Origin of the sequence: Catenulispora sp. MAP12-49 (genome assembly GCF_041262705.1) — a bacterium.
Taxonomy (GTDB): domain Bacteria; phylum Actinomycetota; class Actinomycetes; order Streptomycetales; family Catenulisporaceae; genus Catenulispora.
Genome location: NZ_JBGCCP010000005.1, coordinates 357,085 through 378,682, shown reverse-complemented (window position 1 = coordinate 378,682; position 21,598 = coordinate 357,085). Strand labels below are relative to the sequence as shown.

20 protein-coding genes and 1 tRNA gene are annotated in these 21,598 nt (G+C 70.8%); 13 read left to right on the top strand and 8 right to left on the bottom strand.

Features of this window, described 5'->3' with window-relative positions; translation table 11 throughout:
- Nucleotides 1–126: 126 nt before the first annotated feature.
- Nucleotides 127–1,530: an NAD(P)/FAD-dependent oxidoreductase gene (locus tag ABIA35_RS14070; RefSeq protein ID WP_370336679.1), complete on the bottom strand. Its 1,404-nt coding sequence runs from the start codon at nucleotides 1,528–1,530 to the stop codon at nucleotides 127–129.
- Between the two features lie 262 nt (nucleotides 1,531–1,792).
- Between ABIA35_RS14070 and ABIA35_RS14065 the strand changes: the two genes are divergently transcribed.
- Nucleotides 1,793–2,416, top strand: coding sequence for an NUDIX hydrolase (locus ABIA35_RS14065; RefSeq protein ID WP_370358155.1), 624 nt, complete (start codon nucleotides 1,793–1,795; stop codon nucleotides 2,414–2,416).
- A 70-nt stretch (nucleotides 2,417–2,486) separates the two neighbouring features.
- The gene (locus ABIA35_RS14060; RefSeq protein ID WP_370336683.1) at nucleotides 2,487–3,374 is read left to right on the top strand and encodes a sigma-70 family RNA polymerase sigma factor; all 888 of its coding nucleotides are present in this window, start codon (nucleotides 2,487–2,489) and stop codon (nucleotides 3,372–3,374) included.
- 22 nt (nucleotides 3,375–3,396) lie between these two features.
- Here ABIA35_RS14060 and ABIA35_RS14055 read toward each other — a convergent pair whose 3' ends face one another.
- Nucleotides 3,397–5,331 carry a serine hydrolase gene (locus ABIA35_RS14055; RefSeq protein ID WP_370358154.1) on the bottom strand — a complete coding sequence of 645 codons (1,935 nt, stop codon included), beginning with the start codon at nucleotides 5,329–5,331 and terminating at the stop codon, nucleotides 3,397–3,399.
- Between the two features lie 134 nt (nucleotides 5,332–5,465).
- On the opposite strand from ABIA35_RS14055, the gene ABIA35_RS14050 reads away from it, so the two are divergent.
- Nucleotides 5,466–6,764, top strand: a complete 1,299-nt coding sequence (locus tag ABIA35_RS14050; RefSeq protein WP_370336687.1) for a histidine kinase — start codon at nucleotides 5,466–5,468, stop codon at nucleotides 6,762–6,764.
- Nucleotides 6,716–7,360 carry a LuxR C-terminal-related transcriptional regulator gene (locus tag ABIA35_RS14045; protein ID WP_370336689.1) on the top strand — a complete coding sequence of 215 codons (645 nt, stop codon included), beginning with the start codon at nucleotides 6,716–6,718 and terminating at the stop codon, nucleotides 7,358–7,360. The genes ABIA35_RS14050 and ABIA35_RS14045 overlap by 49 nt, the downstream gene beginning before the upstream one ends.
- Nucleotides 7,361–7,392: 32 nt before the next feature.
- Here the strand turns inward: ABIA35_RS14045 and ABIA35_RS14040 are convergent, their stop codons facing one another.
- On the bottom strand, nucleotides 7,393–8,094 hold the full coding sequence (locus ABIA35_RS14040) for a response regulator (protein WP_370358153.1): 702 nt from the start codon (nucleotides 8,092–8,094) through the stop codon (nucleotides 7,393–7,395).
- 95 nt (nucleotides 8,095–8,189) lie between these two features.
- On the bottom strand, nucleotides 8,190–9,335 hold the full coding sequence (locus tag ABIA35_RS14035) for a sensor histidine kinase (RefSeq protein ID WP_370358152.1): 1,146 nt from the start codon (nucleotides 9,333–9,335) through the stop codon (nucleotides 8,190–8,192).
- A gap of 229 nt (nucleotides 9,336–9,564) precedes the next feature.
- Between ABIA35_RS14035 and ABIA35_RS14030 the strand changes: the two genes are divergently transcribed.
- On the top strand, nucleotides 9,565–10,782 hold the full coding sequence (locus ABIA35_RS14030; protein WP_370358151.1) for an acetyl-CoA C-acetyltransferase: 1,218 nt from the start codon (nucleotides 9,565–9,567) through the stop codon (nucleotides 10,780–10,782).
- Between the two features lie 62 nt (nucleotides 10,783–10,844).
- On the opposite strand, the gene ABIA35_RS14025 is transcribed toward ABIA35_RS14030, so the two are convergent.
- Nucleotides 10,845–11,282, bottom strand: coding sequence for a hypothetical protein (locus tag ABIA35_RS14025; protein WP_370336697.1), 438 nt, complete (start codon nucleotides 11,280–11,282; stop codon nucleotides 10,845–10,847).
- Nucleotides 11,283–11,454: 172 nt separating this feature from the next.
- Between ABIA35_RS14025 and ABIA35_RS14020 the strand changes: the two genes are divergently transcribed.
- From ABIA35_RS14020 to ABIA35_RS14010, 3 genes are all read left to right on the top strand, one after another.
- The gene (locus ABIA35_RS14020) at nucleotides 11,455–11,685 is read left to right on the top strand and encodes a DUF4287 domain-containing protein (RefSeq protein ID WP_370336699.1); all 231 of its coding nucleotides are present in this window, start codon (nucleotides 11,455–11,457) and stop codon (nucleotides 11,683–11,685) included.
- Between the two features lie 369 nt (nucleotides 11,686–12,054).
- Nucleotides 12,055–12,138, top strand: a tRNA-Leu gene (locus ABIA35_RS14015).
- Nucleotides 12,139–12,230: 92 nt separating this feature from the next.
- Nucleotides 12,231–12,491, top strand: coding sequence for a hypothetical protein (locus ABIA35_RS14010; protein WP_370358150.1), 261 nt, complete (start codon nucleotides 12,231–12,233; stop codon nucleotides 12,489–12,491).
- A 28-nt stretch (nucleotides 12,492–12,519) separates the two neighbouring features.
- Here ABIA35_RS14010 and ABIA35_RS14005 read toward each other — a convergent pair whose 3' ends face one another.
- Complete coding sequence (locus ABIA35_RS14005) at nucleotides 12,520–13,668, bottom strand: SGNH/GDSL hydrolase family protein (protein ID WP_370358149.1); 1,149 nt, start codon at nucleotides 13,666–13,668, stop codon at nucleotides 12,520–12,522.
- Between the two features lie 168 nt (nucleotides 13,669–13,836).
- Here ABIA35_RS14005 and ABIA35_RS14000 point away from each other — a divergent pair, with 168 nt between their 5' ends.
- Nucleotides 13,837–15,228 (top strand): cystathionine beta-synthase, encoded by a 1,392-nt coding sequence (locus ABIA35_RS14000; protein WP_370336705.1) that lies wholly within the window; start codon nucleotides 13,837–13,839, stop codon nucleotides 15,226–15,228.
- A 41-nt stretch (nucleotides 15,229–15,269) separates the two neighbouring features.
- Here ABIA35_RS14000 and ABIA35_RS13995 read toward each other — a convergent pair whose 3' ends face one another.
- Nucleotides 15,270–16,421, bottom strand: coding sequence for a PucR family transcriptional regulator (locus ABIA35_RS13995; RefSeq protein WP_370358148.1), 1,152 nt, complete (start codon nucleotides 16,419–16,421; stop codon nucleotides 15,270–15,272).
- A gap of 139 nt (nucleotides 16,422–16,560) precedes the next feature.
- Here ABIA35_RS13995 and ABIA35_RS13990 point away from each other — a divergent pair, with 139 nt between their 5' ends.
- Nucleotides 16,561–17,487, top strand: a complete 927-nt coding sequence (locus tag ABIA35_RS13990) for a proline dehydrogenase family protein (RefSeq protein WP_370358147.1) — start codon at nucleotides 16,561–16,563, stop codon at nucleotides 17,485–17,487.
- A gap of 23 nt (nucleotides 17,488–17,510) precedes the next feature.
- Entirely contained in the window at nucleotides 17,511–19,142 is a 1,632-nt protein-coding gene (pruA, locus tag ABIA35_RS13985; RefSeq protein ID WP_370358146.1) for an L-glutamate gamma-semialdehyde dehydrogenase, read from the top strand.
- Nucleotides 19,143–19,201: 59 nt separating this feature from the next.
- Here pruA and ABIA35_RS13980 read toward each other — a convergent pair whose 3' ends face one another.
- Nucleotides 19,202–19,417, bottom strand: a complete 216-nt coding sequence (locus ABIA35_RS13980; protein ID WP_194916207.1) for a zinc ribbon domain-containing protein — start codon at nucleotides 19,415–19,417, stop codon at nucleotides 19,202–19,204.
- 108 nt (nucleotides 19,418–19,525) lie between these two features.
- Here ABIA35_RS13980 and ABIA35_RS13975 point away from each other — a divergent pair, with 108 nt between their 5' ends.
- Together ABIA35_RS13975 and ABIA35_RS13970 are read left to right on the top strand one after the other, a co-directional pair.
- Nucleotides 19,526–20,800 carry a S8 family serine peptidase gene (locus ABIA35_RS13975; protein WP_370358145.1) on the top strand — a complete coding sequence of 425 codons (1,275 nt, stop codon included), beginning with the start codon at nucleotides 19,526–19,528 and terminating at the stop codon, nucleotides 20,798–20,800.
- Nucleotides 20,801–20,902: 102 nt separating this feature from the next.
- A complete protein-coding gene (locus ABIA35_RS13970; RefSeq protein ID WP_370358144.1) occupies nucleotides 20,903–21,595 on the top strand; it encodes a maleylpyruvate isomerase family mycothiol-dependent enzyme in 693 nt (230 codons plus the stop codon).
- The last annotated feature ends 3 nt before the right edge of the window (nucleotides 21,596–21,598 follow it).

Genomic DNA, 21,598 nt, shown 5'->3' with positions numbered 1-21,598 from the left:
TCTCAGCCGGTGACCGACAGGGCCGCCGAAGCGAAACGCTTCGGCGGCCTGTGCTTTGTGGTGCGGTTCATGGTGCGGGAGTGGACGAAGCGACGGGGGACGTCGTCAGGGACGGGTCTTTCAGGCTCACGCCGCCGAAGCCGGCGCCCCCGGCTCGGCGGCGGCCGCCGCGGCCACCGATGCCGCGGCCCCGCGCGTCCGCTGGAGGATCTCCTCGCGCGTCAGGTACACGTCCGTGTACTCGAAGTCGCGCAGCGACGCCGCGCGCTCGGCCTGGAAGCCGGTGCGTACGAAGTCGTCGCCGACCAGGGAGTTCAGCAGCCAGCCGGCGCCGGTGCGGAAGCGGGCGGCGAAGGTGCGCAGCGCCATGATGTGGTAGCCGCGGGCGACGACCTGCGCGGGCAGGCCGGACAGCGGGATGCCCAGGGGCTTGCTGACCGCCTTGAGGCCGCCGAGGTCCACGACCAGGCCCAGGTCCTTGTGGTGGTAGTCCTTCAGCGGGAAGCCGCGGACCGCCGACATCACGTTCTCGGCCGCGGCCCAGCCTTGGCGCATCGCGTGCTGGGCGGTCGGCGGGCAGATCGCGTCGCCGCCCTTGGCCAGGTCCGGGACGGCGGCGGCGTCGCCGAGGGCGAAGACGCCGGGCAGGTCCGGGACCGACAGGTCGGCGTTGACCACCAGGCGGCCCCGGTTGGTGGGCGCGCCCATGGTGGCGATCAGCGGGCTCGGGGCCACGCCGGCGGTCCAGATCAGCGTGCGGCAGGGCAGGACCCGGCCGTCGGTCAGGGTGACGGTGTCCTCGGTGCACTCGGCGACCGAGACGCCCAGGGAGACGTGCAGGCCGCGCTTCTTCAGGATCTTCAGGGCCTTCTCGCCGAGCTTCTCGCCGAGTTCGGGCATCAGGCGCGGCGCGATGTCGACCAGGTGCCACTTGATCAGGCTGCCGTCCAGGTTCGGGTAGCGCTTCACCGCCTCGGTGGTCAGCCGCTGCAGGTACGCCGCCGTCTCGGTGCCCGCGTAGCCGCCGCCGACCACCACGAACTGCAGCCGGGACTCGCGCTCGGCGTCGGTGTCGGCGACCGCGGCCAGGTCCAGCTGGGCGATCACGTGGTCGCGGATCCACGCCGCCTCGGCCAGCGTCTTCACGCCGACCGCGTACTTGTCCACGCCGGGGATGTTGAACTGGCGGGTCACGCTGCCCGGCGTGAGCACCAGGTAGTCATAGTGCTCGACGACCTCCTCGCCGTCGATCTTGCGCACCACCACGGACTTGGTCGCGGTGTCGATGCCGATCGCGCCGCCGGGGATGACCAGCGTGCGCTTGAGCATCCGGCGCAGCGAGACGGCCACAGCCTGCGGCGTGAGCACGCCGGAGGCGACGTGCGGCAGCAGCGGCAGGTAGAGCTGGTGGTTGACCGGCGTCACCAAGCGGATCTCGGCGTCGTCGATGGAGAGCTTCTTCTCCAGCTTGTGCGCGCACTCGGTGCCCGCGAAGCCGCTGCCGACGACGAGTATCTTGGGGCGGCTCATGGCGGTTGTCTCACTCTCCCGTGACGGTGGGCGATGTCATACCAACCGGACTTGCGTCCAGCGTGGAACGTGCGGCGGACCGGCGCATCTCGACCAGGGCGATTTGTGCCGGATGGGTGAGAAGATCACTTTACTCCGGGCGATCTTTCCTCCTGCCGGCGGGTGGGGGTCTGCCGCCGCTCAGCTCCGCGGGCGTACTGTACGCAGCCCCGTTCGTGACAGGTGCGCAGGTCCGCCATCCGGTCGGTGAACAATGATCGCCATGTACCCGACGCCGCCGCCCGCATGCGTGTCCGATGACGAGATCCGCCGCCTCCTCGCCCGGTATCTGGAGCTGCACCCCGACCAGGCCGAGCGCCTGCGGCCGTTCACGGACGCGCTGGCCGACCCCGAGCACGTGGCCGGCCTGACCGACCGCCGCACCCTCCCCGGCCACGTCACGACCGGTGCCTTCGTCGTGGCCGCCGACGGCCGGCTGCTGCAGATCGCGCACAAGTCCCTGCACCGCTGGCTCAACCCCGGCGGCCACACCGAGCCCGAGGACGCGTCCCTGGCCGACGCCGCCCGCCGCGAGCTGCGCGAGGAGACCGGCCTGGACGACCGGCACGTCACCCTCATCGGCGACCCGGTCCTGCCGCTGGCCGTCGACGCGCACCGGATCCCGGCCAACCCGGCCAAGGGCGAACCAGAGCACTGGCACTTCGACTTCCGTTACGCCTTCCTGCTCGACGGCACCCCGGACACCATCGGCGTCGAGCTCCAACAGGAGGAGGTCGACGACCACCGCTGGATTCCCTTCGACCAGGCCGATCTCGGCGAGGACACCGCGCGCCTGGCGGCAGTCCTGGCCAGTGCTGTCACAAACCGCGCGGCCGAAGGGTCATAGCAGCGACAACGTCATAGCTGCGACGAGGTCATGGCTGCGATAGCACAGCGATGAGGGACAGGGGACCGCGGTGGACAGTACGGAATGGCTCGCCGAACGCTTCGAGGAGAACCGGCGCCATCTGCGAGCGGTCGCTTTCCGGATGCTGGGTTCCCTGTCCGAGGCCGACGACGCCGTCCAGGAATCCTGGCTGCGCCTGAGCCGCCAACGTGAGGAGCGCCTGGACGCCATCGACAACCTGACCGGCTGGCTCACCACGGTCGTCGCCCGGGTGGCCCTGACCATGCTGAAGATGCGCGGCCGCGAGGAATCGCTGGAAGCGGTCCACATCCCCGAGCCGATCATCTCGCCGGAGGACGGCCTGGACCCCGAGCACGAGGCGCTGCTCGCCGACTCGGTCGGCCTGGCCCTCCTGGTGGTCCTGGAGACGCTGCAACCGGCCGAGCGCCTGGCGTTCGTCCTGCACGACATGTTCGCCGTCCCCTTCGAGGACATCGCGGTCATCGTCGACAAGAGCCCGGCGGCGGCCCGGCAGCTGGCCAGCCGAGCCCGGCGGCGGGTACAGGGCGCCGAAGCCATCCCGGACGCGGACCTGGGCCGGCAGCGGGAGGTGGTGAAGGCCTTCACCACGGCCTCGCGAGGTGGTGATTTCGCCGCACTGGTGGCGGTCCTGGACCCGGACGTGGTGCTGCGCGCCGACTACGGCAGCCTGCCCGCCGGGCTGAAGCTGCTGCGCGGCGCCGAGGCTGTGGCGCGGCAGGCGCTGATGTTCGCCCGCTTCGCGGCGCACGCACGCCCGGCGCTCATCAACGGAGCGCCGGGGCGGGTCACGATCGTGGACGGCAAGCCGGCGGCGGTCATGGGGTTCACGGTCGTGGAGGGGCGGATCAAGGAGATCAACATCCTGGCCGATCCGGATCGGCTGGCCGAGCTCGATCTCACGATATTCGAGGTCTGATCCGCCCTCGCGAAGGCCGGGCTCAGGGCCACACCAGGTTGTAGGTGAAGGCCACGATCAGGAACGACACGGCGCCGGTGGCGGTGACCGAGTACGCGAGCCGCCCGACCGGCCGCCACCACCCCAGCCGCCACGCGGCGGCGCTCCCGGCGATCAGGCCGACGGTGCAGACCGCCAGCAGTGTGTTCACGGCGACCAGCAGCGTCAGCGAGGGCGAGCCGAGCATCACCTTCTCGGTGAAGGCATTGCTGTCGCCGGTCATCGTGAGCAGTTCGATGACGAAGCCGGTGGCCAGTAGTCCGGACACCCAGGCCAGCACGCGCGCGTTCCGGGCCCACCGCGAGTGTGCGGGCCGTCCGCGCAGCCGCCGTACCAGTGCCAGGATCGGGAACGCCAGCAGGCCCGTCGCGAGGATTCCGGCGCCGCCGTAGAGCATCGGCAGGTGGAGCTTGGGGGAGTTGTACCAGGCCAGCCTGTAGTAGGCGATGGTCGGATCGATGGTGGTCGCCAGGTGGCCGTGGCCGTCGAAGACCAGGCGGTCCCGGCCGCCCTGCTCGGCGAATTCGCCGCTGCCCAAGGGGATCCAGCGCTGGTCGCCGATCTTCGGGTTCTGCGACAGTCCGTTCGTGGTCAGTGTGCCGTCCGAGTTCTCGATCACGGTCACGAAGGAGACCAGGCCGGCGACCCGGGTGACCGCGCCGCGGCTGATCCGGTCGCTGCGGTAGCTGCCGGTGTAGCTGTCCAGCTTCGGGTCCTTGACCGGGGCCGGCGCGGTGGCGGTGGTGGTGGCTGCGGCTGCGGCGGACGCGCCGGCCCCGGCGGTCGGGAAGAGCTTGTCGACGACCTGGTTGATCAGGGCTTTGCCGTCCCAGCCGGCGATCCCGTCGGTGCCGTCGCCGTTGTAGACCACGTACACACCGATGTCGCGGTCCGGCAGCAGCGCCATGTCGCCGTGGAAGCCGGGCACGTCGCCGTCCTTGAACAGGATCCGCTGCCCGTCGCGCGGCCGCTCCTCGAAGAAGTAGGCCATGCCCGGCAGTCGCGGATCCATCGTGAAGTGCTGCCGCTGCACCAGATCGGCGACGCCGGTGCCGAGCCGCGGGTCCTTCGCCAGCTGCGCCATCATGAACTTCCCGACGTCGGTCGCGGTGGCCACGGTGCCCGCGCCGGTCGGCGACCAGCCGCCGTACTGGCCGTTCTCCGCGGTCCAGCCGCTGCCTTCGGGGCGGTAGCCCTTCGCCAGGTTCGCCTGGATCGCGGGCGGATGCGGCTGCAGGAACGTCGAGGCGTCCATCTGGAGCGGTCCGAACAGGTGGTCCTGCATGTACTGCGCGAACGGCTCCCCGGAGACGCACTCGACGAGGTAGCCGGCCAGTGCGGCGCCGTAGTTGTCGTACGCGGCCAGCGTCCCCGGGGGCCGCACGCGCGACGGCTCGTTGTCGGCGAGGTACCGGCCCAGCGGCGGCACGTCCTTCGGATCGGACACGGCGGCGCCGACCGGGTCGTCGTCGAAGCCGCCGGTGTGGGTGAGCAGGTTCTCGACGGTGACCGGGTGGCCCGGGAAGGTGTCGGTGACCCGGAAGCCCTTCAGGTAGGTGTTCACGTCCGCGTGCGGGTCGATCTTCCCCTGCTGGATCAGCTGCGCGACCGCTGTCGCCGTGAAGACCTTGGCGATCGAGCCGGTGAAGAACTCGGTGCGCACCGGGTCCACGGGGGTGTCGGTCGCGGTGTCGGCCACGCCGTAACCCTGCGCGTACACGGTCTTGCCGCCGGCGACGACCACCACCGCCGCGCCGGGGATTTTGTCCTTGGCGAGCTGTGCCGTGACAGTCTGGTCTATGAGCGAACCGATGCCCGTGAGGTTCGGGGCGGCGGTGGTGTCGGTCGCGGGGTGCGAGACGGAGCCGGTCATCAAGGAAGCGGCGAGAGTGATGCCGGAAACGATGGTCGTCCACATGTCTCCAGCCTCGTGTCGCGGCCGGTGACCGGTCATTGGCTGTAGTACCCCTCCTGAAGGTGTACGTAGGTACACCCCACACTGGGTGTGTAAGCCCCTCGCCCGGCCAGGGCCTGATGCCGAGACTTGAGGACATGACGAACACCACCACCGCCAAGCGAACGAGCGCCGTCCTGGAGGGCGGGTTCTGGTTCTTCGTGATGCTGGTCCCGATGCTGCTGGGCTACCTCGCACTCACGTTGGTGCTCGGCCTGGCCGGCATCGGGCTGGGCCTGCTGCTGCTGCCCCCGGCGGCGGTCTACCTGCGCTGGCTCGCCGACCTGCGCCGCACCAAGGTGCACGCCTGGCGGGGGATCGAGATCCCGCGGCCGTACCGGGCCGAGCCGGAGTTCGGCCCCGGGTTCAAGGGCTACTGGGCGAAGACCCTGTTCCACGGCACCGACCCGGCGTTCTGGCGGGACGCGGCGTGGCTGGTGACCGATCCGGTGGTCGGGGCGTTGCTGGCGGTGCTGCCGATCGCCCTGGTGGCCGAGGGCTTGTACGGCTTCGTGATCAGCGCCCTGTGGGGCACCCTCGTCGGGCACGGCTTCAACGACTGGTTCGGCTTCGTCCACGTCCACCACGGCAACGAGGGCATGCGCTGGGCCCCGGCGGCGCTCGGCGTCCTGGAGATCGCGCTGGGCTTCGCCATCGCGCCGAAGATGCTGGAGTGGCACGCCCGCTGGTCCCGCGTCCTGCTGGCCCCGACGCCGGCGCAGGTCGAGGCCCGGATGAAGCACCTGACCCAGACCCGGGCCGACGCGGTCGACACCCAGGCCGCCGAGCTGCGCCGGATCGAGCGCGACCTGCACGACGGCGCGCAGGCCCGGCTGGTCGCCATGGGCATGCACCTCAACGCGGCCTCGCAGCTGCTGGAGCGCGACCCCGCGGCGGCGCAGAAGCTGCTCACGGAAGCCCGCGACTCCTCGGCCAAGGCCCTGTCCGAGCTGCGCGACCTGGTCCGCGGCATCCACCCGCCGGTGCTGGCCGACCGCGGCCTGGTCGACGCGGTGCGGGCCACGGCGCTGGACTCGCCGCTGGACGTCCAGGTCCACGCCGAGGTGCCCGGACGGCTCGACGCGCCGCTGGAGTCGGCGGCCTACTTCGCGGTCAGCGAGGCCCTGACCAACGTCGCCAAGCACGCGCACGCCGCGCACGTCTGGATCGACATGAGCGTCGCCGGCGGCCTGCTGAGGATCACGGTCACCGACGACGGCATCGGCGGCGCGGACCTGGAGGGCGGCAGCGGACTGCGCGGGATCGAGCGCCGGCTTGCTACCTTCGACGGGATCCTCGCCCTGAGCAGCCCGCAGGGCGGACCGACCGTCGTGACCATGGAGCTGCCGTGCGTGTCGTCCTCGCCGAAGACCTCTTCCTCCTCCGGGACGGCATGATCCGACTGCTGGAGGCGTACGGATTCGAGATCGCGGCGGCCGTCGGCGACGGCCCCGCGCTCGTCGAGGCGCTGGTGACCGAGCGCCCCGACGTGGCCGTGGTGGACGTGCGCATGCCGCCGACGTTCACCGACGAAGGACTCAGGGCGGTGCTGGAGGCCCGGCGGGTGGTGCCGGGCCTCCCGGTTCTGGTCCTGTCGCAGTACGTCGAGCAGCTCTACGCCGCCGAACTCCTCGCCGACGGCGCCGGCGCGATCGGCTACCTGCTCAAGGACCGGGTCTTCGACTCGGACAGCTTCGTGGACGCGGTGAAGCGCGTCGCGGCCGGCGGGACCGCGATGGACCCCGAGGTGATCTCCAAGCTGCTGGCACGCGGCGCCCGCAAGGAGCCCCTGGGGGCGCTGACCGACCGGGAGCGCGAGGTCCTCTCGCTGATGGCCGAGGGCCGGTCGAACGCGGCGATCGCCGAGCGCCTGGTGATCACCGAGCGCGCGATCGCCAAGCACACCTCCAACATCTTCATGAAGCTGGGGCTGCCGGAGTCGGGGGACGACAACCGGCGGGTGTTGGCGGTGCTGGCTTATCTGAAGGCGTGACCTATATATAAGGACTCGCTGTTACTTTCGCTTCACTTCGTGCTCGGGTCGGCGTAGCCGTGGGTGAAGGCGTACTGGACGGCCTGGGCCCGGTCGCGGCAGCCGGTCTTGGTGAAGATGCGGTTGATGTGCGATTTCACCGTCGCCTCGCCGACGAACAGCTTCTTGGCGATCTCCCGGTTCGAGTGGCCCGCCGCGATCAGCCGCAGGACGTCGGCCTCGCGGGGGCTCAGGTCGTCGACGGGCTCGGGCTCGGCGCTGGGGGCCTTCGGGGCCTTCGCGGCGCTGTTCGCCGCGGGGCCGGTGGCGCCGCCGGTCGCCGCCGCCAGCAGCTGCCGCTGCACTGCCGGGTCCAGGATGGCCTGGCCGGCGGCGGCCGCCTTCACCGCGCGCTCGATGTCGGCGCGCTTCGCGGCCTTGGTCAGGTAGCCGAGGGCGCCGGCGCGCAGGGCGCCGACGATCGAGACGTCGTCCTCGTAGGTGGTCAGCACGACGACGCGGATGTCCGGGTTCGCGGCCAGGATGGTCGAGGTCGCCTCGATCCCGTCGGCGCGCGGCATGTTGAGATCCATCAGCACGACGTCGGGCGTCAGCTCGGCCGCCAGTTCCGCCGCCTCCAGGCCGTCGCCGGCCTGGCCGACCACGTTCACGTCGGACATGGTCTCCAGCAGCAGCGCCAGGCCTTCCCGCACCGCGGCCTGGTCGTCGGCGATGAGTACTCGGATCTCGGTCACCCCGGGATTCTCCCGCAGATGCCGCGGCGGCGCTCGATCTTCCTCATCGCCGGCCTGATGCGGGCCCTGGTTCAGCTCGGCCCGCAGCCGAACCCTCAGCCCGGCACGACCGCCCGCACCGCCCAGTCGTCGCCCTCGCGCCCGGCCTCCAGCGTCCCGCCGGCCAGTTCCATCCGCTCCCGCAGCCCGCTGAGTCCGAAGCCGCCGCCCGAGTTCGTCAGCGGCCGTGCCGCGTCGGTCTCGGCGAGGTGGTTGGTGACCGTCAGCCGTACTGCGTCGGCCTCGTAGTACAGCCGGACGTCCGTCGCCTTGCCCGGCGCGTGCTTGCGGGCGTTCGTCACCGCCTCCTGTGCCGTGCGGTAGAGCGCCAGCGCCGCGTCGGCCGGGAGTTTGCGGGGTTCGCCGACGGTGGCCATCGTGCCGCCGTCGGCCGCGACCAGCGCGCCGATCATCTCCGACAGCGGGCCGATGTCCTCGCGCAGCGCTTGGACCGCGCGGCGGCTCTCCACGAGTCCCTCGCGGGTCAGCTGGCCCGCGCGCTCGACGCAGCGGACGGCCTTGGCGATGTCCGGGTTCTCCTGCGTCAGCAGCGCCTGGGCCGCCTCGACCTGCATGGCCAGGGCGCCGAGGGAGTGCGCCAGGATGTCGTGGATCTCGCGGGCGATGCGGGTGCGCTCGCCGAGCACCGCGGCCTCGGTCTCGGCCGCCGAGGCGCGCAGGCTCTGCTCCAGCAGCTGTTCGGCCGTGTTCGCGCGCTCGGCGATGGCGTAGCGGATCATGCCCATGGCAAGGGCCGTCGCCAGGATCACCACGAAGCCCAGCACCGCCGTCGTCGACGCGCCGACCACCAGTGCGGTCGCGGTGAGGGACAGGGCTCCGGTCACCGCCACCGCCGTCGAGATCTGCGGCTCCAGGTTCGAGCCCGCGGAGAAGGCCGCGATCGCCGGGACGAAGATCGCCGGCCCCTGCTGCAGTATCGACAGCACGCCGCCGCTGAGTGCCAGCAGGAACAGCGGGTACTGGATCCGCCACTTGCGGATGTCGAACACGATCATCCCGATCCAGGCTGCCGCCACCACGGCCAGGGTGATCGTGATGGCCAGCCCGCGGCCGTGCAGGCCCGGCTTGGGGCTCACCCCGAACAGGGTGATGCCCAGGGCCACCAGACCTCCGCTGCGCAGGGCCTGGATGCCCCAGAAGTAGCCCTTGCGGTCCATCATGTTCGCTGTCAGCACTGCCATGTCCCCGATCTTCTCGCTCCCGGCCCCTCCGGTGCTTCCAACCGGGGGTGGAATCCGGGTGGAAAGGTGGGCGGCGGCCTAGGGTGGGAAACCGGGTGTGTTCTCCCACACCCGGCATTACCAAGCGGTAGCTTGGCGAACTACGCTGACACCGACACCATCGCGGCGCCGACCGCGCGGCCCTGAAGCCGGCAGGCGACCCCGGCCCCCCTCGCAAGGAGTGACCTTTATGCCCGAGGCAGTGATCGTCTCCACCGCGCGTTCCCCGATCGGCCGCGCCTTCAAGGGTTCGATGACCTCCATCCGGCCCGACGACCTCACCGCGCAGATGGTGCGGGCCGCGCTGGACAAGGTGCCCGGCCTGGACCCGCGCGAGATCGACGACATGTACCTGGGCTGCGGCCTGCCGGGCGGGGAGTCCGGCTACAACATGGGCCGCGTCGTCGCCACGCTGCTGGGCTACGACCACCTCCCGGCCGCGACCATCACCCGCTACTGCGCCTCCTCGCTGCAGACCACGCGGATGGCCTTCCACGCGATCAAGGCCGGCGAGGGCGACGTCTTCATCTCCGCCGGCGTCGAGACCGTGTCGCGCTACGCCAAGGGCTCCTCCGACGGCCTGCCGGACACCCAGAACCCGCTGTTCGCCGACGCGGTGAACCGCACCAACGAGTTCGCCGCCGGCGGCAAGACCTGGCACGACCCGCGCGAGGACGACACGCTCCCGGACGTCTACATCGCGATGGGCCAGACCGCCGAGAACCTGGCGCAGATCAAGGGGATCTCGCGCAAGGAGCAGGACGAGTTCGGCGTCCGCTCGCAGAACCTGGCCGAGAAGGCGATCGCCGACGGCTTCTGGGAGAAGGACATCACCCCGATCACGCTGCCGGACGGCACCGTGGTCAGCAAGGACGACGGCCCGCGGCCCGGCGTCAGCTACGAGAAGACCGCCACGCTCGCGCCGGTCTTCCGCCCCGACGGCACCGTCACCGCCGGCAACTGCTGCCCGCTGAACGACGGCGCGGCGGCCGTGGTCATCATGTCCGACACCAAGGCCCGCGAGCTGGGCCTGACCCCGCTGGCCCGGATCGTGGCCACCGGCGTCACCGCGATGTCCCCGGAGATCATGGGCATCGGCCCGGTCGGCGCCACCCAGAACGCGCTGAGGAACGCCGGCATGACCATCGGCGACATCGACCTGGTCGAGATCAACGAGGCGTTCGCCGCGCAGGTCATCCCGTCCTACCAGGACCTGGGGATCGACCTGGACAAGCTGAACGTGAACGGCGGCGCGATCGCCGTGGGCCACCCCTTCGGCATGACCGGCGCGCGGATCACCAGCACGCTGATCAACTCGCTGCAGTGGCACGACAAGCAGTTCGGCCTGGAGACCATGTGCGTCGGCGGCGGCCAGGGCATGGCGCTGATCCTGGAGCGCCTGAGCTAGTCGGCAGTCCCTGGCGTGGCCCCGCGCAGTCCGCGGGCCGCGCCACAGCGCCCAACAGCGCCCTACAGCGCCCGACGCAAGGCGGTCGTGCTTTCCAGCACGGCCGCCATCGCCTTCTCCGCCGGGACGCGTCCCTCTCCGGGGGTCCAGATGAGCGTCTCGCGCGGGTCCTTCAGGGCCCGGTAAGCCGCCAACAGATCGTTCCCGACCACCGCGATCTGGTCGCCGAGCGCGAACACCCCGAGCGTCGGCAGCTCCCGCCAGGCCGGCGGCCGCGGGCTGTCCCAGCGCTCTATCCCCTGCGCTACCGTCGTGACCTGCGCGGCGAGCCAGTGACCGGCCCGCGCGCGGTCGCCGTAGGGCTCCAGCCGCTGACCGAACTTCGAGTGCGGGAGCCGCCGGTAGCCCTCGGCGAGCTGGGTCAGTTCGCGCTCCAGCAGGTCTGCCGACGAAGCTTCTTCGTCCGCACTGTGTTCCCCCGGTTTGGTGCTGGAAGTCATCCGGGAAGGATACGGGTGGCGAATGCCGCGGGAACGTCGCGGCACGTCACCGACCGCCCGGATTTGCCTGGCGCCGGAATCGCCAGGTCCCGTTCCTCTTGCCAGTCGCCCGACCCTCAGGCACGCTGGCGCACACGGACCGTATGCCCAGTCCATTCGCGGAGGCGCCCGTATGACGATCCACCACTCCGAACAGACCCATCGCAACCTCCTCGCCCGCATCCCCGCAGCCACCGGCCGCAGTCTGGACACCTGGTTCCAGCTGGTCGACCAGGGCCCGTCGCTCCCGCGCTTCGAAGAGCGCGTCAGCTGGCTCCGGGCCGAGCACGACCTTCCGCGTGGCTACGCCAACGCGATCGTCCACGAGATGGACCTGAAGCGCGCAGCTCGCGCATTCGGATAAGCCCCCCTCACCCCCCCCGGAAACTCAAAAGCCCCCAAAGCCCCCAGAGCCCCCGGCGCGAGCCGCGGGCTCTCAACCTGCGCGCACGCACCCGTTCACAGGGCTCCGGCAGACGCCTCCGCGCACCGCATGTCGCCTGAATGCCCGCAGGCCCGGCGCGGCTCCCCTCGATGGACGTCCGCCTGACGCGAACGCCGCGGGAACACCAACCGGAAGTCCGGTGAAAGTCCTCTCCCTGTGCAGCGGGGCGCCCCTTGCGACCTGCGCCCGAACAGGACCTTCTGCGGACCAGCGCTGGAACTCGATCACGCTTTCGCGGAGTTCTCGCTACGCTGAAGCCCGAAGGATCATCGGCGGTGATCACTTCGGGCCCAGATGGTGGAACAGGCAGACACAGCGAGCTTAAACCTCGCGGCCTTTATGGCGTTGCGGGTTCGACTCCCGCTCTGGGCACTCACGGCGGCCGGCCGGTCTGGGGAGACCGGCCGGTCTTCTGCGTCAAGGTCCTTATACGGACGGTAAGGTGTGCCGCCATGGGTGGGGAAATGCATGATCACGAGGACGACGAAGAGCTCGAGCCGCCGTGGCCGGGCTGGCGGACGCTGGTCTCCGGGCGGGCCGGGGTGGTCGCCGTGGTGCTGGTGATCGTGGTGGGGTTCTGGGCGTACCGGATGGTGGCGGCGCAGCAGCGGTACAACGCGCCGTCGAACACCCAGACCGTGTGCATCCCCATCAGCTACACGCCCACCGCGCCGGGAAGCGTGCCCGTCTCCCTGCCCGCGGTGTGCGTCACGGCCCACGGGTGACGCCGGGGCGCACTCAAACCTCGGCCGGTCAGGCCGAGGCCGACTCCGTCGCGCTCGCGCCGGTCCCGGAAGAGCCCGCGCCCTTCGCCGCGGTCACTTCGGTCACTTCGGCCACCTCGGCCACCTCGGCCTCTACTTCGGCCGCCGCCTCGCCGCTGACGACCACCGGCTCGGCGATCTGCTGCCGCCGCCGGTGCCGCAGGATGCCCCAGCCGGCGCGGGCGGCGCTGCCGACCTCGCGGCCGACCTCGGTGCCGCCGTGCCGGGCGGCCAGCACCGCGGCGCGGGCCAGCGGCATGCGGGCCTCGCCGCGGGCCGGCTCCAGGACGTCCGGCTCGCCGGTCTCGGCGTCGGGCCAGCGGCCGATCGCGGCCGCGACCGAGGGGAGCAGGGCCATCGCCGCGGTGGCGTAGCCCTCGGCGCTGGGGTGGAAGCGGTCGGGGCCGAACATGTCCTCCGGGCGGGCGTCGAACTCCGGGCCCAGCAGGGAGCCCAGGGAGACCGTGCGGCCGCCGGCGGAGACCACCTCGATCGTCTGCGCGGCGGCGAGCTGGCGGGACCACCTGCGCGCCAGGCGCCGCAGCGGCTGCGCCACCGGCCGGATGGTGCCCAGGTCCGGGCAGGTGCCGACGACGACCTCGGTGCCGGTCGCGCGCAGCCGGCGCACGGCGTCGCCCAGGAAGCGGACCGACTCGGCGACCTTGACGCGGTGGGTCACGTCGTTGGCGCCGATCATGATCACGGCCACGTGCGGGGCCTTGCCGTCCGGGCCGCAGGCCAGCACCCGCTCCAGCTGCCAGCCCAGGTCCGAGGACTGGCCGCCGACCTTGGCCACGTTGTGCAGCCGCACCGGCGAGCCGGCGGCCTCGGCCAGGCCGGAGGCCAGCAGCGCACCGACGGTGCGGGCGGACTCCGTCACCCCGTAGCCGGCCGCGGAACTGTCGCCCAGGACCGCGATGCGGATCACCTCGACCCCGGGCGCCGCGTACCACGCCCCGTAAACCCCGTCCGCGCGCGGGGGATCGCCCTTCGCGGGGCCGATGGCCCGCCGGGCGAGTTTCGCCTCGGCGACGATCAGCCCGATCGCACCGCCCGTGAGGACCCCGATCCCCCCGCCGCTCAGCGCGGCGGCAGCAGCGACGCGCTTGGCGACACCCAGCCTTGTGAGCCCGGTCATCGTCGACACACCTCCTACTACAAGCCTCAACTGAAGTATGTCCGCCGTTCCAGCGACCTTACCTTGGGCACTGTTGGCTACGGCGGAGCGGTGGTGCACCGTAGGCTGGTAACCACCGTAGAGAGCCACCGTAGACAGCCGTCCCCCGAGGAAGCGGAGACACCGCCGATGAAGTACGCCGAGTCCATGGTCGATCTGGTGGGGAACACCCCGCTGGTGAAGCTGAACAACGTCACCAAGGGACTCCAGGCCACCGTCCTCGCCAAGGTCGAGTACTTCAACCCGGGCGGCTCGGTGAAGGACCGGATCGCGCTGCGGATGATCGAGGCCGCGGAGCGCTCCGGCGCGCTCAAGCCCGGCGGCACCATCGTGGAGCCCACCTCCGGCAACACCGGTGTGGGATTGGCCATAGTGGCGCAGCAGAAGGGCTACAAGTGCGTCTTCGTGTGCCCGGACAAGGTCTCCACCGACAAGATCAACGTGCTGCGGGCCTACGGCGCCGAAGTCGTCGTGTGCCCCTACGCGGTGGCCCCGGAGCACCCGGACTCGTACTACAACGTCTCCGACCGCCTGGTCCGCGAGATCCCCGGCGCCTGGAAGCCCGACCAGTACTCCAACCCTGAGAACCCGGCCTCGCACTACCACTCCACCGGCCCGGAGCTCTGGGACCAGACCGAGGGCAAGATCACGGCGTTCGTCGCCGGCGTCGGCACCGGCGGCACCATCTCCGGGACCGGCCGCTACCTCAAGGACGTCTCCGGCGGCGCGGTCAAGGTCATCGGCGCCGACCCCGAGGGCTCGGTCTACTCCGGCGGCAGCGGCCGCCCCTACCTGGTGGAGGGCGTCGGCGAGGACTTCTGGCCGACCGCCTACGACCGCGACGTGGCCGACGAGATCATCGCGGTGTCCGACAAGGACTCCTTCCTGATGACCCGCCGCCTGGCCCGCGAGGAGGGCCTGCTGGTCGGCGGCTCCTGCGGCATGGCCGTGGTGGCCGCGCTGGAGTACGCCGAGCGCCTGGGCCCGGACGACGTCGTCGTGGTGATCCTGCCGGACTCCGGCCGCGGCTACCTGTCGAAGATCTTCAACGACGACTGGATGGCCGACTACGGCTTCCTGAACCCCGGCACCGAGGAGCCCACCGTGGCCGAGGTGTTCGCGCGAAAGGGCCAGGGCCTGCCGGACCTGGTCCACATGCACCCGCACGAGACCGTCGGCGAGGCCATCGAGACGCTGCGCGAGTACGGCGTGTCCCAGATGCCCGTGGTCAAGGAGGAGCCGCCGGTCATGGCCGCCGAGGTGATCGGCTCCATCGTCGAGCGGGACCTGCTGCGCGCGCTGTTCTACGAGAAGGCCGCGCTGGAGGACCGCCTGGACGAGCACATGTCCGCGCCGCTGCCCCAGGTCGGTTCCGGCGAGCCGGTGTCCGCGCTGGTCACCGCGCTCGAGGCGGCGGACGCCGCGGTGGTGCTGGTCGAGGGCAAGCCCAAGGGCGTGGTGAGCCGTCAGGACCTGCTGGGCTTCCTCGGGCACGAGGCCTCGGTCCAGCTGGGCAGCTGAGCCTCACGTCTCGCCCGGCCTGCCAGCCGGGCAGCTGAGCCTCACCCGCCCACCAGCGGGGCCAGCGACACCCCCAGGTGCAGCCGCAACCGGTCTCGACCGTCAGCCAGGTCGAGACCGGTGAGCCGTTCGATCTTCTCCAGCCGGTGGTACAGCGTCTGCCGGTGGATGCTCAGCGCGGCGGCCGTCTGCTGCGCGCTTCCCGCGTGGTCGAGGTACGTCCGCGTGGTGACGAGCAGGTCCGGCTCCTCCAGGAGCCGCCGCACTGCGGGATCCACCACCGCGTCCCGCAGTTCCCGCTGCGGACCGCACGCCAGGAGCCGGTAGATCCCCAGATCCGTCCACACCGCCGTGGGCCGGAACGCCGGGACCGCACGTCCCACCCGCACCGCGAGCCGCGCCTCGCGCCAGCTGGACCGGGCCTCGGCCAGGTCCTCGCGCGGCGCGCCGATCCCGACCAGTACGTTGCCCCGCGCATCGGTGTCCAGGCGTTCTCTATAGAGCTCCAACGCACGCTCGGCCACATCGGCGACGGAGTGTGGTTCCGGAACCAGCAGGCTGATGTGATCCGTCTCCGGGGCCGCCAGGACGGACCGCGGAAGCCGCCACAGGTTGAGCGGTACGGACTGCCAGTCCTGGTCCCGCGTCTCCAGGACCACCACAGTGATCCGCCGGTCCCGGTCCACCAGTCCCAGCTCGGAGATCTCCTCGGCGGCCTGCTCCGCCACTGCGCGGTCGGGGGAGAGCAAGTTCTGGAGGCGCTCCTCCGTCCGCTCCCGGACCCGCGCCTGTTGCGCCAGTAGTGCGCCGGCCCGGGACGCCTCGTGCATAGCGCTGGCGAGCAGTGCGTCGTCCAGGTGACCGTCCTCGTCGAGCAGCCAGACGTACCCGTACGTCACCCCGTTCCACCGCGCAGGCAGACACACCCGCGGCAGGATCCCGTGTTCCGGGTCCGCCGGCGTCCGCACCGGCCGGTCGCTGCGCGCGATGCCGAACCCCTCGAACCAGGCCCGCACCTCCGGGGTGGAGCGCCGCTGGAGGATCGAGCGCTGGCGGATCACGTCCAGACCGCCGGACTGCGAGGCGAAGGCCACCAGGTCGAAGTCGCGGTCCTCCAACGTCGCCGAGGACGAGGCCAGCTGGGAGACCAGGTCCACGAGGTCCTGCAGCTGATCGGTGGTCGGGGTCGCCATCAGACAAGTGTATGGCGAAATCGGGCGATGATCGTGGCAGTCGTCCATATCCCCGCTGGACACACCGATCTAGCGTGGCCCCCACAGGCTCCACGACCGCTGCGCCACCAGGTGCGCCACCAGGAAAGACAGGCCCGCCATGCTCAGCCAGACGCTGCTAGCCGCGTCCCGTAGCGCCAAGATGCGCGGGACGATCACCGGCTTCCCCCTGACCCGCCGCGTGGTCGACCGCTTCGTCGCGGGCGACAACCTGGACCAGGCCAGCCTGATCATCAGCGATCTGGTCGGCGAGGGCCTGGCGGTCACCGTGGACCGGCTCGGCGAGGACACCCTGGACGCCTCCGACGCCGCCGCCACCCGCGACGCCTACCTGGAGATGCTAAAGCGCTTCGCCGACCTGGGCATCGCGCACCGCACCGAGGTCTCGCTCAAGCTCTCCGCGCTCGGTCAGAAGCTCCCGAAGGACGCCGAGAAGATCGCCCTGGAGAACGCCATCGCGATCGCCGAGGCGGCCCGCGACGCCGGCACCACCATGACCCTGGACATGGAGGACCACACCACCGTCGACGCCACCCTGGGCGCCCTGCGCGAGCTGCGCGGCGACTTCCCGTGGGTGGGCGTGGCGATCCAGGCCGCGCTGTTCCGCACCGAGGGCGACATCACCGACCTGGCCACCGCCGGCTCCCGGGTCCGGCTGGTGAAGGGCGCCTACATGGAGCCCGCCTCGGTCGCGCACCAGGAGAAGCACGACGTCGACAAGGCATACGTGCGCGCCATGCGGACCCTGATGCGCTCCTCGGCGTACCCGATGATCGCCAGCCACGACCAGCGCATGATCGACATCGCGCACGCACTGATCTCCGAGACCTGCCGCGCGCAGGACGCCCAGGAGTTCCAGATGCTGCACGGCATCCGGACCACCGAGCAGCACCGCCTGGTTGCCGACGGCGACACAATGCGCGTGTACGTGCCCTTCGGCGACGACTGGTACGGCTACTTCATGCGCCGCCTGGCCGAGCGCCCGGCCAACGTCATGTTCTTCCTGAACTCGCTCGTCAAGCGCTAGAAGAGGGGATCCCCCGCACCACTATGGATGCCATCACCCACACCCCCGCCCCGGTCAACGAGCCGATCCGCGGCTACGCCCCGGGCTCGGCCGAGCGCGAGTCGCTGCAGCGCCGGGTCGCCGAGATCGCCTCCGAGCGCCACGAACTGCCGATGACGATCGCCGGGAAGCGCCGGATGGGCGCCGGCGAGCGCGTCGAGGTCGTCCAGCCGCACAACCACAAGCACGTGCTCGGCGACACCGCCAACGCCTCCGCGGCCGACGTCGCGGACGCCGTGGCGGCGGCCAAGGCGGCGGCGCCGGCGTGGCGCGCGCTGCCCTTCGACGAGCGCGCGGCGGTCATCCTGCGCGCGGCGGACCTGCTGTCCGGCCCCTGGCGCGACACCGTCAACGCCGCGACCCTGCTGGGCCAGTCGAAGTCGGCGCAGCAGGCGGAGATCGACAGCGCCTGCGAGCTGATCGACTTCTGGCGGTTCAACGTGCACTTCGCCCGGCAGATCCTGGCCGAGCAGCCGCCGGCCAACTCCGCCGGGGTCTGGAACCGCACCGACTACCGCCCGCTGGACGGCTTCGTCACCGCGATCACCCCGTTCAACTTCACCGCCATCGCCGGCAACCTGCCGACCGCGCCGGCGCTGATGGGCAACACCGTGGTGTGGAAGCCCTCACCGACGCAGCAGCTGGCCGCGCAGTACACGATGGAGCTGCTGGAGGCCGCCGGGCTCCCGGCCGGCGTCATCAACCTGGTCACCGGCGACGGCCTGGCGGTCAGCGAGGTCGCGCTGAACGACCCCGAGTTCGGCGGTCTGCACTTCACCGGCTCCACCAAGACGTTCAAGACCCTGTGGCGCCAGACCGCGGAGAACCTGGACGTCTACCGTTCCTACCCGCGGATCGTGGGCGAGACCGGCGGCAAGGACTTCGTGGTCGCGCACCCCAGCGCCGACGCGGCCGCCCTGGTCACCGCGCTGGTCCGGGGCGCGTTCGAGTACCAGGGGCAGAAGTGCTCCGCGGCCTCGCGCGCCTACATCCCGCGCTCCCTGTGGGAGTCCGGCGTGCGGGAGCAGCTGGCCGACGTCACCGGGACCATCACCTACGGCGACGTCACCGACTTCTCCTTCTTCGGCGGCGCGGTGATCGACCGGCGGGCCTTCACCAAGCACAGCGACCTGTTCGCGCGGGTCCGTGCCGAGGGCAAGGTCGAGATCCTCGCGGGCGCCACGGCGGACGACTCGCAGGGCTTCTTCGTGCAGCCGACGGTCCTGGTCGGCGAGGACCCGCACCACGAGATCTTCACCGACGAGTTCTTCGGTCCGATCCTCGCGGTGCACGTCTATGACGACGCGAGCTATAGCGAAGTCCTGGAGTTGGTCGACAGCTCGACCCCCTATGCGCTGACCGGCTCCGTGTTCGCCACGGACCGCGCAGCCGTCGAGGAAGCGCACAGCAAGCTGCGCTTCGCCGCCGGCAACTTCTACGTCAACGACAAGCCGACCGGAGCGGTCGTCGGGCAACAGCCCTTCGGCGGCGGTCGGGCCTCCGGAACCAACGACAAGGCCGGCTCCGCGCAGAACCTGATGCGCTGGCTGAGCCCTCGCACGGTGAAGGAGACGTTCGTGCCGCCGGTCGACCACCGGTACCCGCACATGGGCTGACGGCCACCCTCAACCGCCAGCCCGTTGGCTGCCGCTCCTGGGGCGCTCCTAGGGCGATCTTAAGAGCAGCAGCCGCCGCCGCAGCATCCGCCAGCGTTGCCGGATGCTGCGGCGGACTTGTTTCCGCCTCCGACGTTCACGGCTACTGCGGAGATGAGCTTGACGGTGTCGTCGTGGCCCGCGGGGCACACGGCGGGAGCCGAGGCCTCGGACATCGGACGCGAGAGCTCGAAGGTGTCGCCACAGGCGCGACAGCGGTACTCGTAACGGGCCATACGCCGAATCATAAACGGTAAGTGTTTTCCGCCTAGTGTCGGAAAAGGGTCTATTAAGATCTTCACAGAGGTTTGCGTTATCTGATACGACCCGCGATCCTATAGCGCATGTCGCACCGCTTGGGGTCGCTCATGGGTGTCTGTGGCATGGCCGCCTTGGCGTTCATGCCCCCTACGGTGCGCGCGGATGATGCCGTGCCCAAGCCGGCGGCGCAGTGGCCCCTGACGTATCTGAAGGCCGACCAGGTGTGGCAGCACACCAAAGGGGCCGGTGTGACGGTCGGACTGGTCGACTCCGGCGTCGCGCCGCTCGGGGACACCCGCGACAACCTGCTCCCCGGCGCGGACTTCTCGCTCGGCCCGGACAGCACGGGCATCGCGCACGTCGACACCGACACCGACAGCCACGGCACCACGATGGCCGTCCTGATCGCCGGGACCGGCGACGGCGACGGCCTGCACGGCGTGGCTCCCGAGGCGAAGATCCTGCCGGTGCGCATGCAGCAGGCCACCGGCTCGGATCCCGTGCACATCGCGGACGCCATCAAGTACGCGGTCGCCCAGCACGTCAAGGTGATCAACATGTCGCTGGGCACCGCGGACACGCCGGGGATGGCGGCCGCGGTGAAGCAGGCCGAGGCCGCGGACATCGTGGTCGTCGCCGCGGCCGGGAACTACGGGACAGAGCATGTCATCATCCCGGCGGCCTATCCCGGGGTGGTGGCGGTCGGCGCGATCGACGACAGCGGTAACCGGTGGTCGGGTTCGAGTTATGGACCGCAGGTCGCCCTTACGGCTCCCGGAGTGGGGATCCCTGTAGAGGACACCAACGGTGTGCCGAAGACGGTGAAGGGCACCAGTGAGGCGTCCGCTTATGTGACCGGCTCTGTCGTGGTGGTCCGTGCGATGCATCCTGACTGGACGGCGGGGCAGACCATCCGTGCTCTCTTGGCGTCCGCCACTAAGGCCGGCGGCGCTGCCGGACTACAGCGCAACAACACATATGGATACGGCATCGTCAATCCGCTGGCGGCGCTTAGCGTTGGCGCCCCGGTCGCGAAGGACAACCCGCTGCTTCCCGGCGCCGCTCCGTTGGCGCCGCCGCTTCCCGCTGCCGCGGCGACGTCCGCTGCGCCGGCCCCCACGACCAGCGGCGCGGCCCACTCGTCAGCTCCTGCGGCGTCCACTCCGGGACCCATGACCACCGAGGCCCTGAAGGACTCCAGCAAGGCGGCAGCCGCGACGAAGGGCGGTCTGCTGTCTTCACGCCGGAACAAGGTCCTCGCCGCTTGTGCTGGGGCGGCGGTGCTGGGACTCGTGCTGTTGCTGCTGAACGGTTCGCTCAAGCGGAGAGCCCAGCGGAAAAACCGCGTGTGGCACTAAAGCGTGTTCCTAGGCAGGGCGCACAGTCAGTGGGAGAGTGAAGAAGTGGACCACATTGCGCACTTCGAGAGGGAAACAACCGCTTTCCATCGCGCCGCCCTGATGGCCGCCCTGCCAGACGTCCCACCGCCGGTACCGTCGTGTCCGGACTGGAGCACCGTGGATCTGGTGCGGCACCTGGGCCGCGTGCACCGGATGGTGAACCACATCATCGTGGAGCGGCTGGAGACCCCGCCGCCGGACCGGCAGAAGCTGTTCACGGCGCCGGCCGAGGCCACGGCGGACGACCTGGCCGACTGGTTCGCCGAGGGCGCGACCGACCTCGCGCAGACCTTCCGCTCGACCGATCCCGCGACGGCCGTCTGGACCTGGGGCGAGTCGCAGACCGTCGGCTTCTGGCTGCGTGCGCAGACCGTCGAGGCGGCCGTGCACCGGTGGGATCTGGAGGGCGCGATCGGTTCTCCACAGCCTGTGGATGAAGAACTGGCGGCCGACGGTGTCAGGCAGTTCCTCGAGGTCCTGGTACCCCATCGCCGTGCCGCGAAGTCGGCCCCGCCTATGGAGGGCGAGAGCTACCGCTTCCTCCAGACCGACGGCTCAGGCGTCTGGTCCCTCGCGCTGGACCCGGACGGTCCCCGTCCGCTGGGCGAGGACGAGCAGGCCGGCACCGACCTCGAGGGGACGGCTTCGGATCTCTTCCTGTTCCTCTGGCACCGCATTCCCGGAGAACCGCTTCTCGTGCGCGGAGAGGCGAAAACGCTACAGCGTTTCTTCGAGTTGGTTCCGACGGTATAGGCG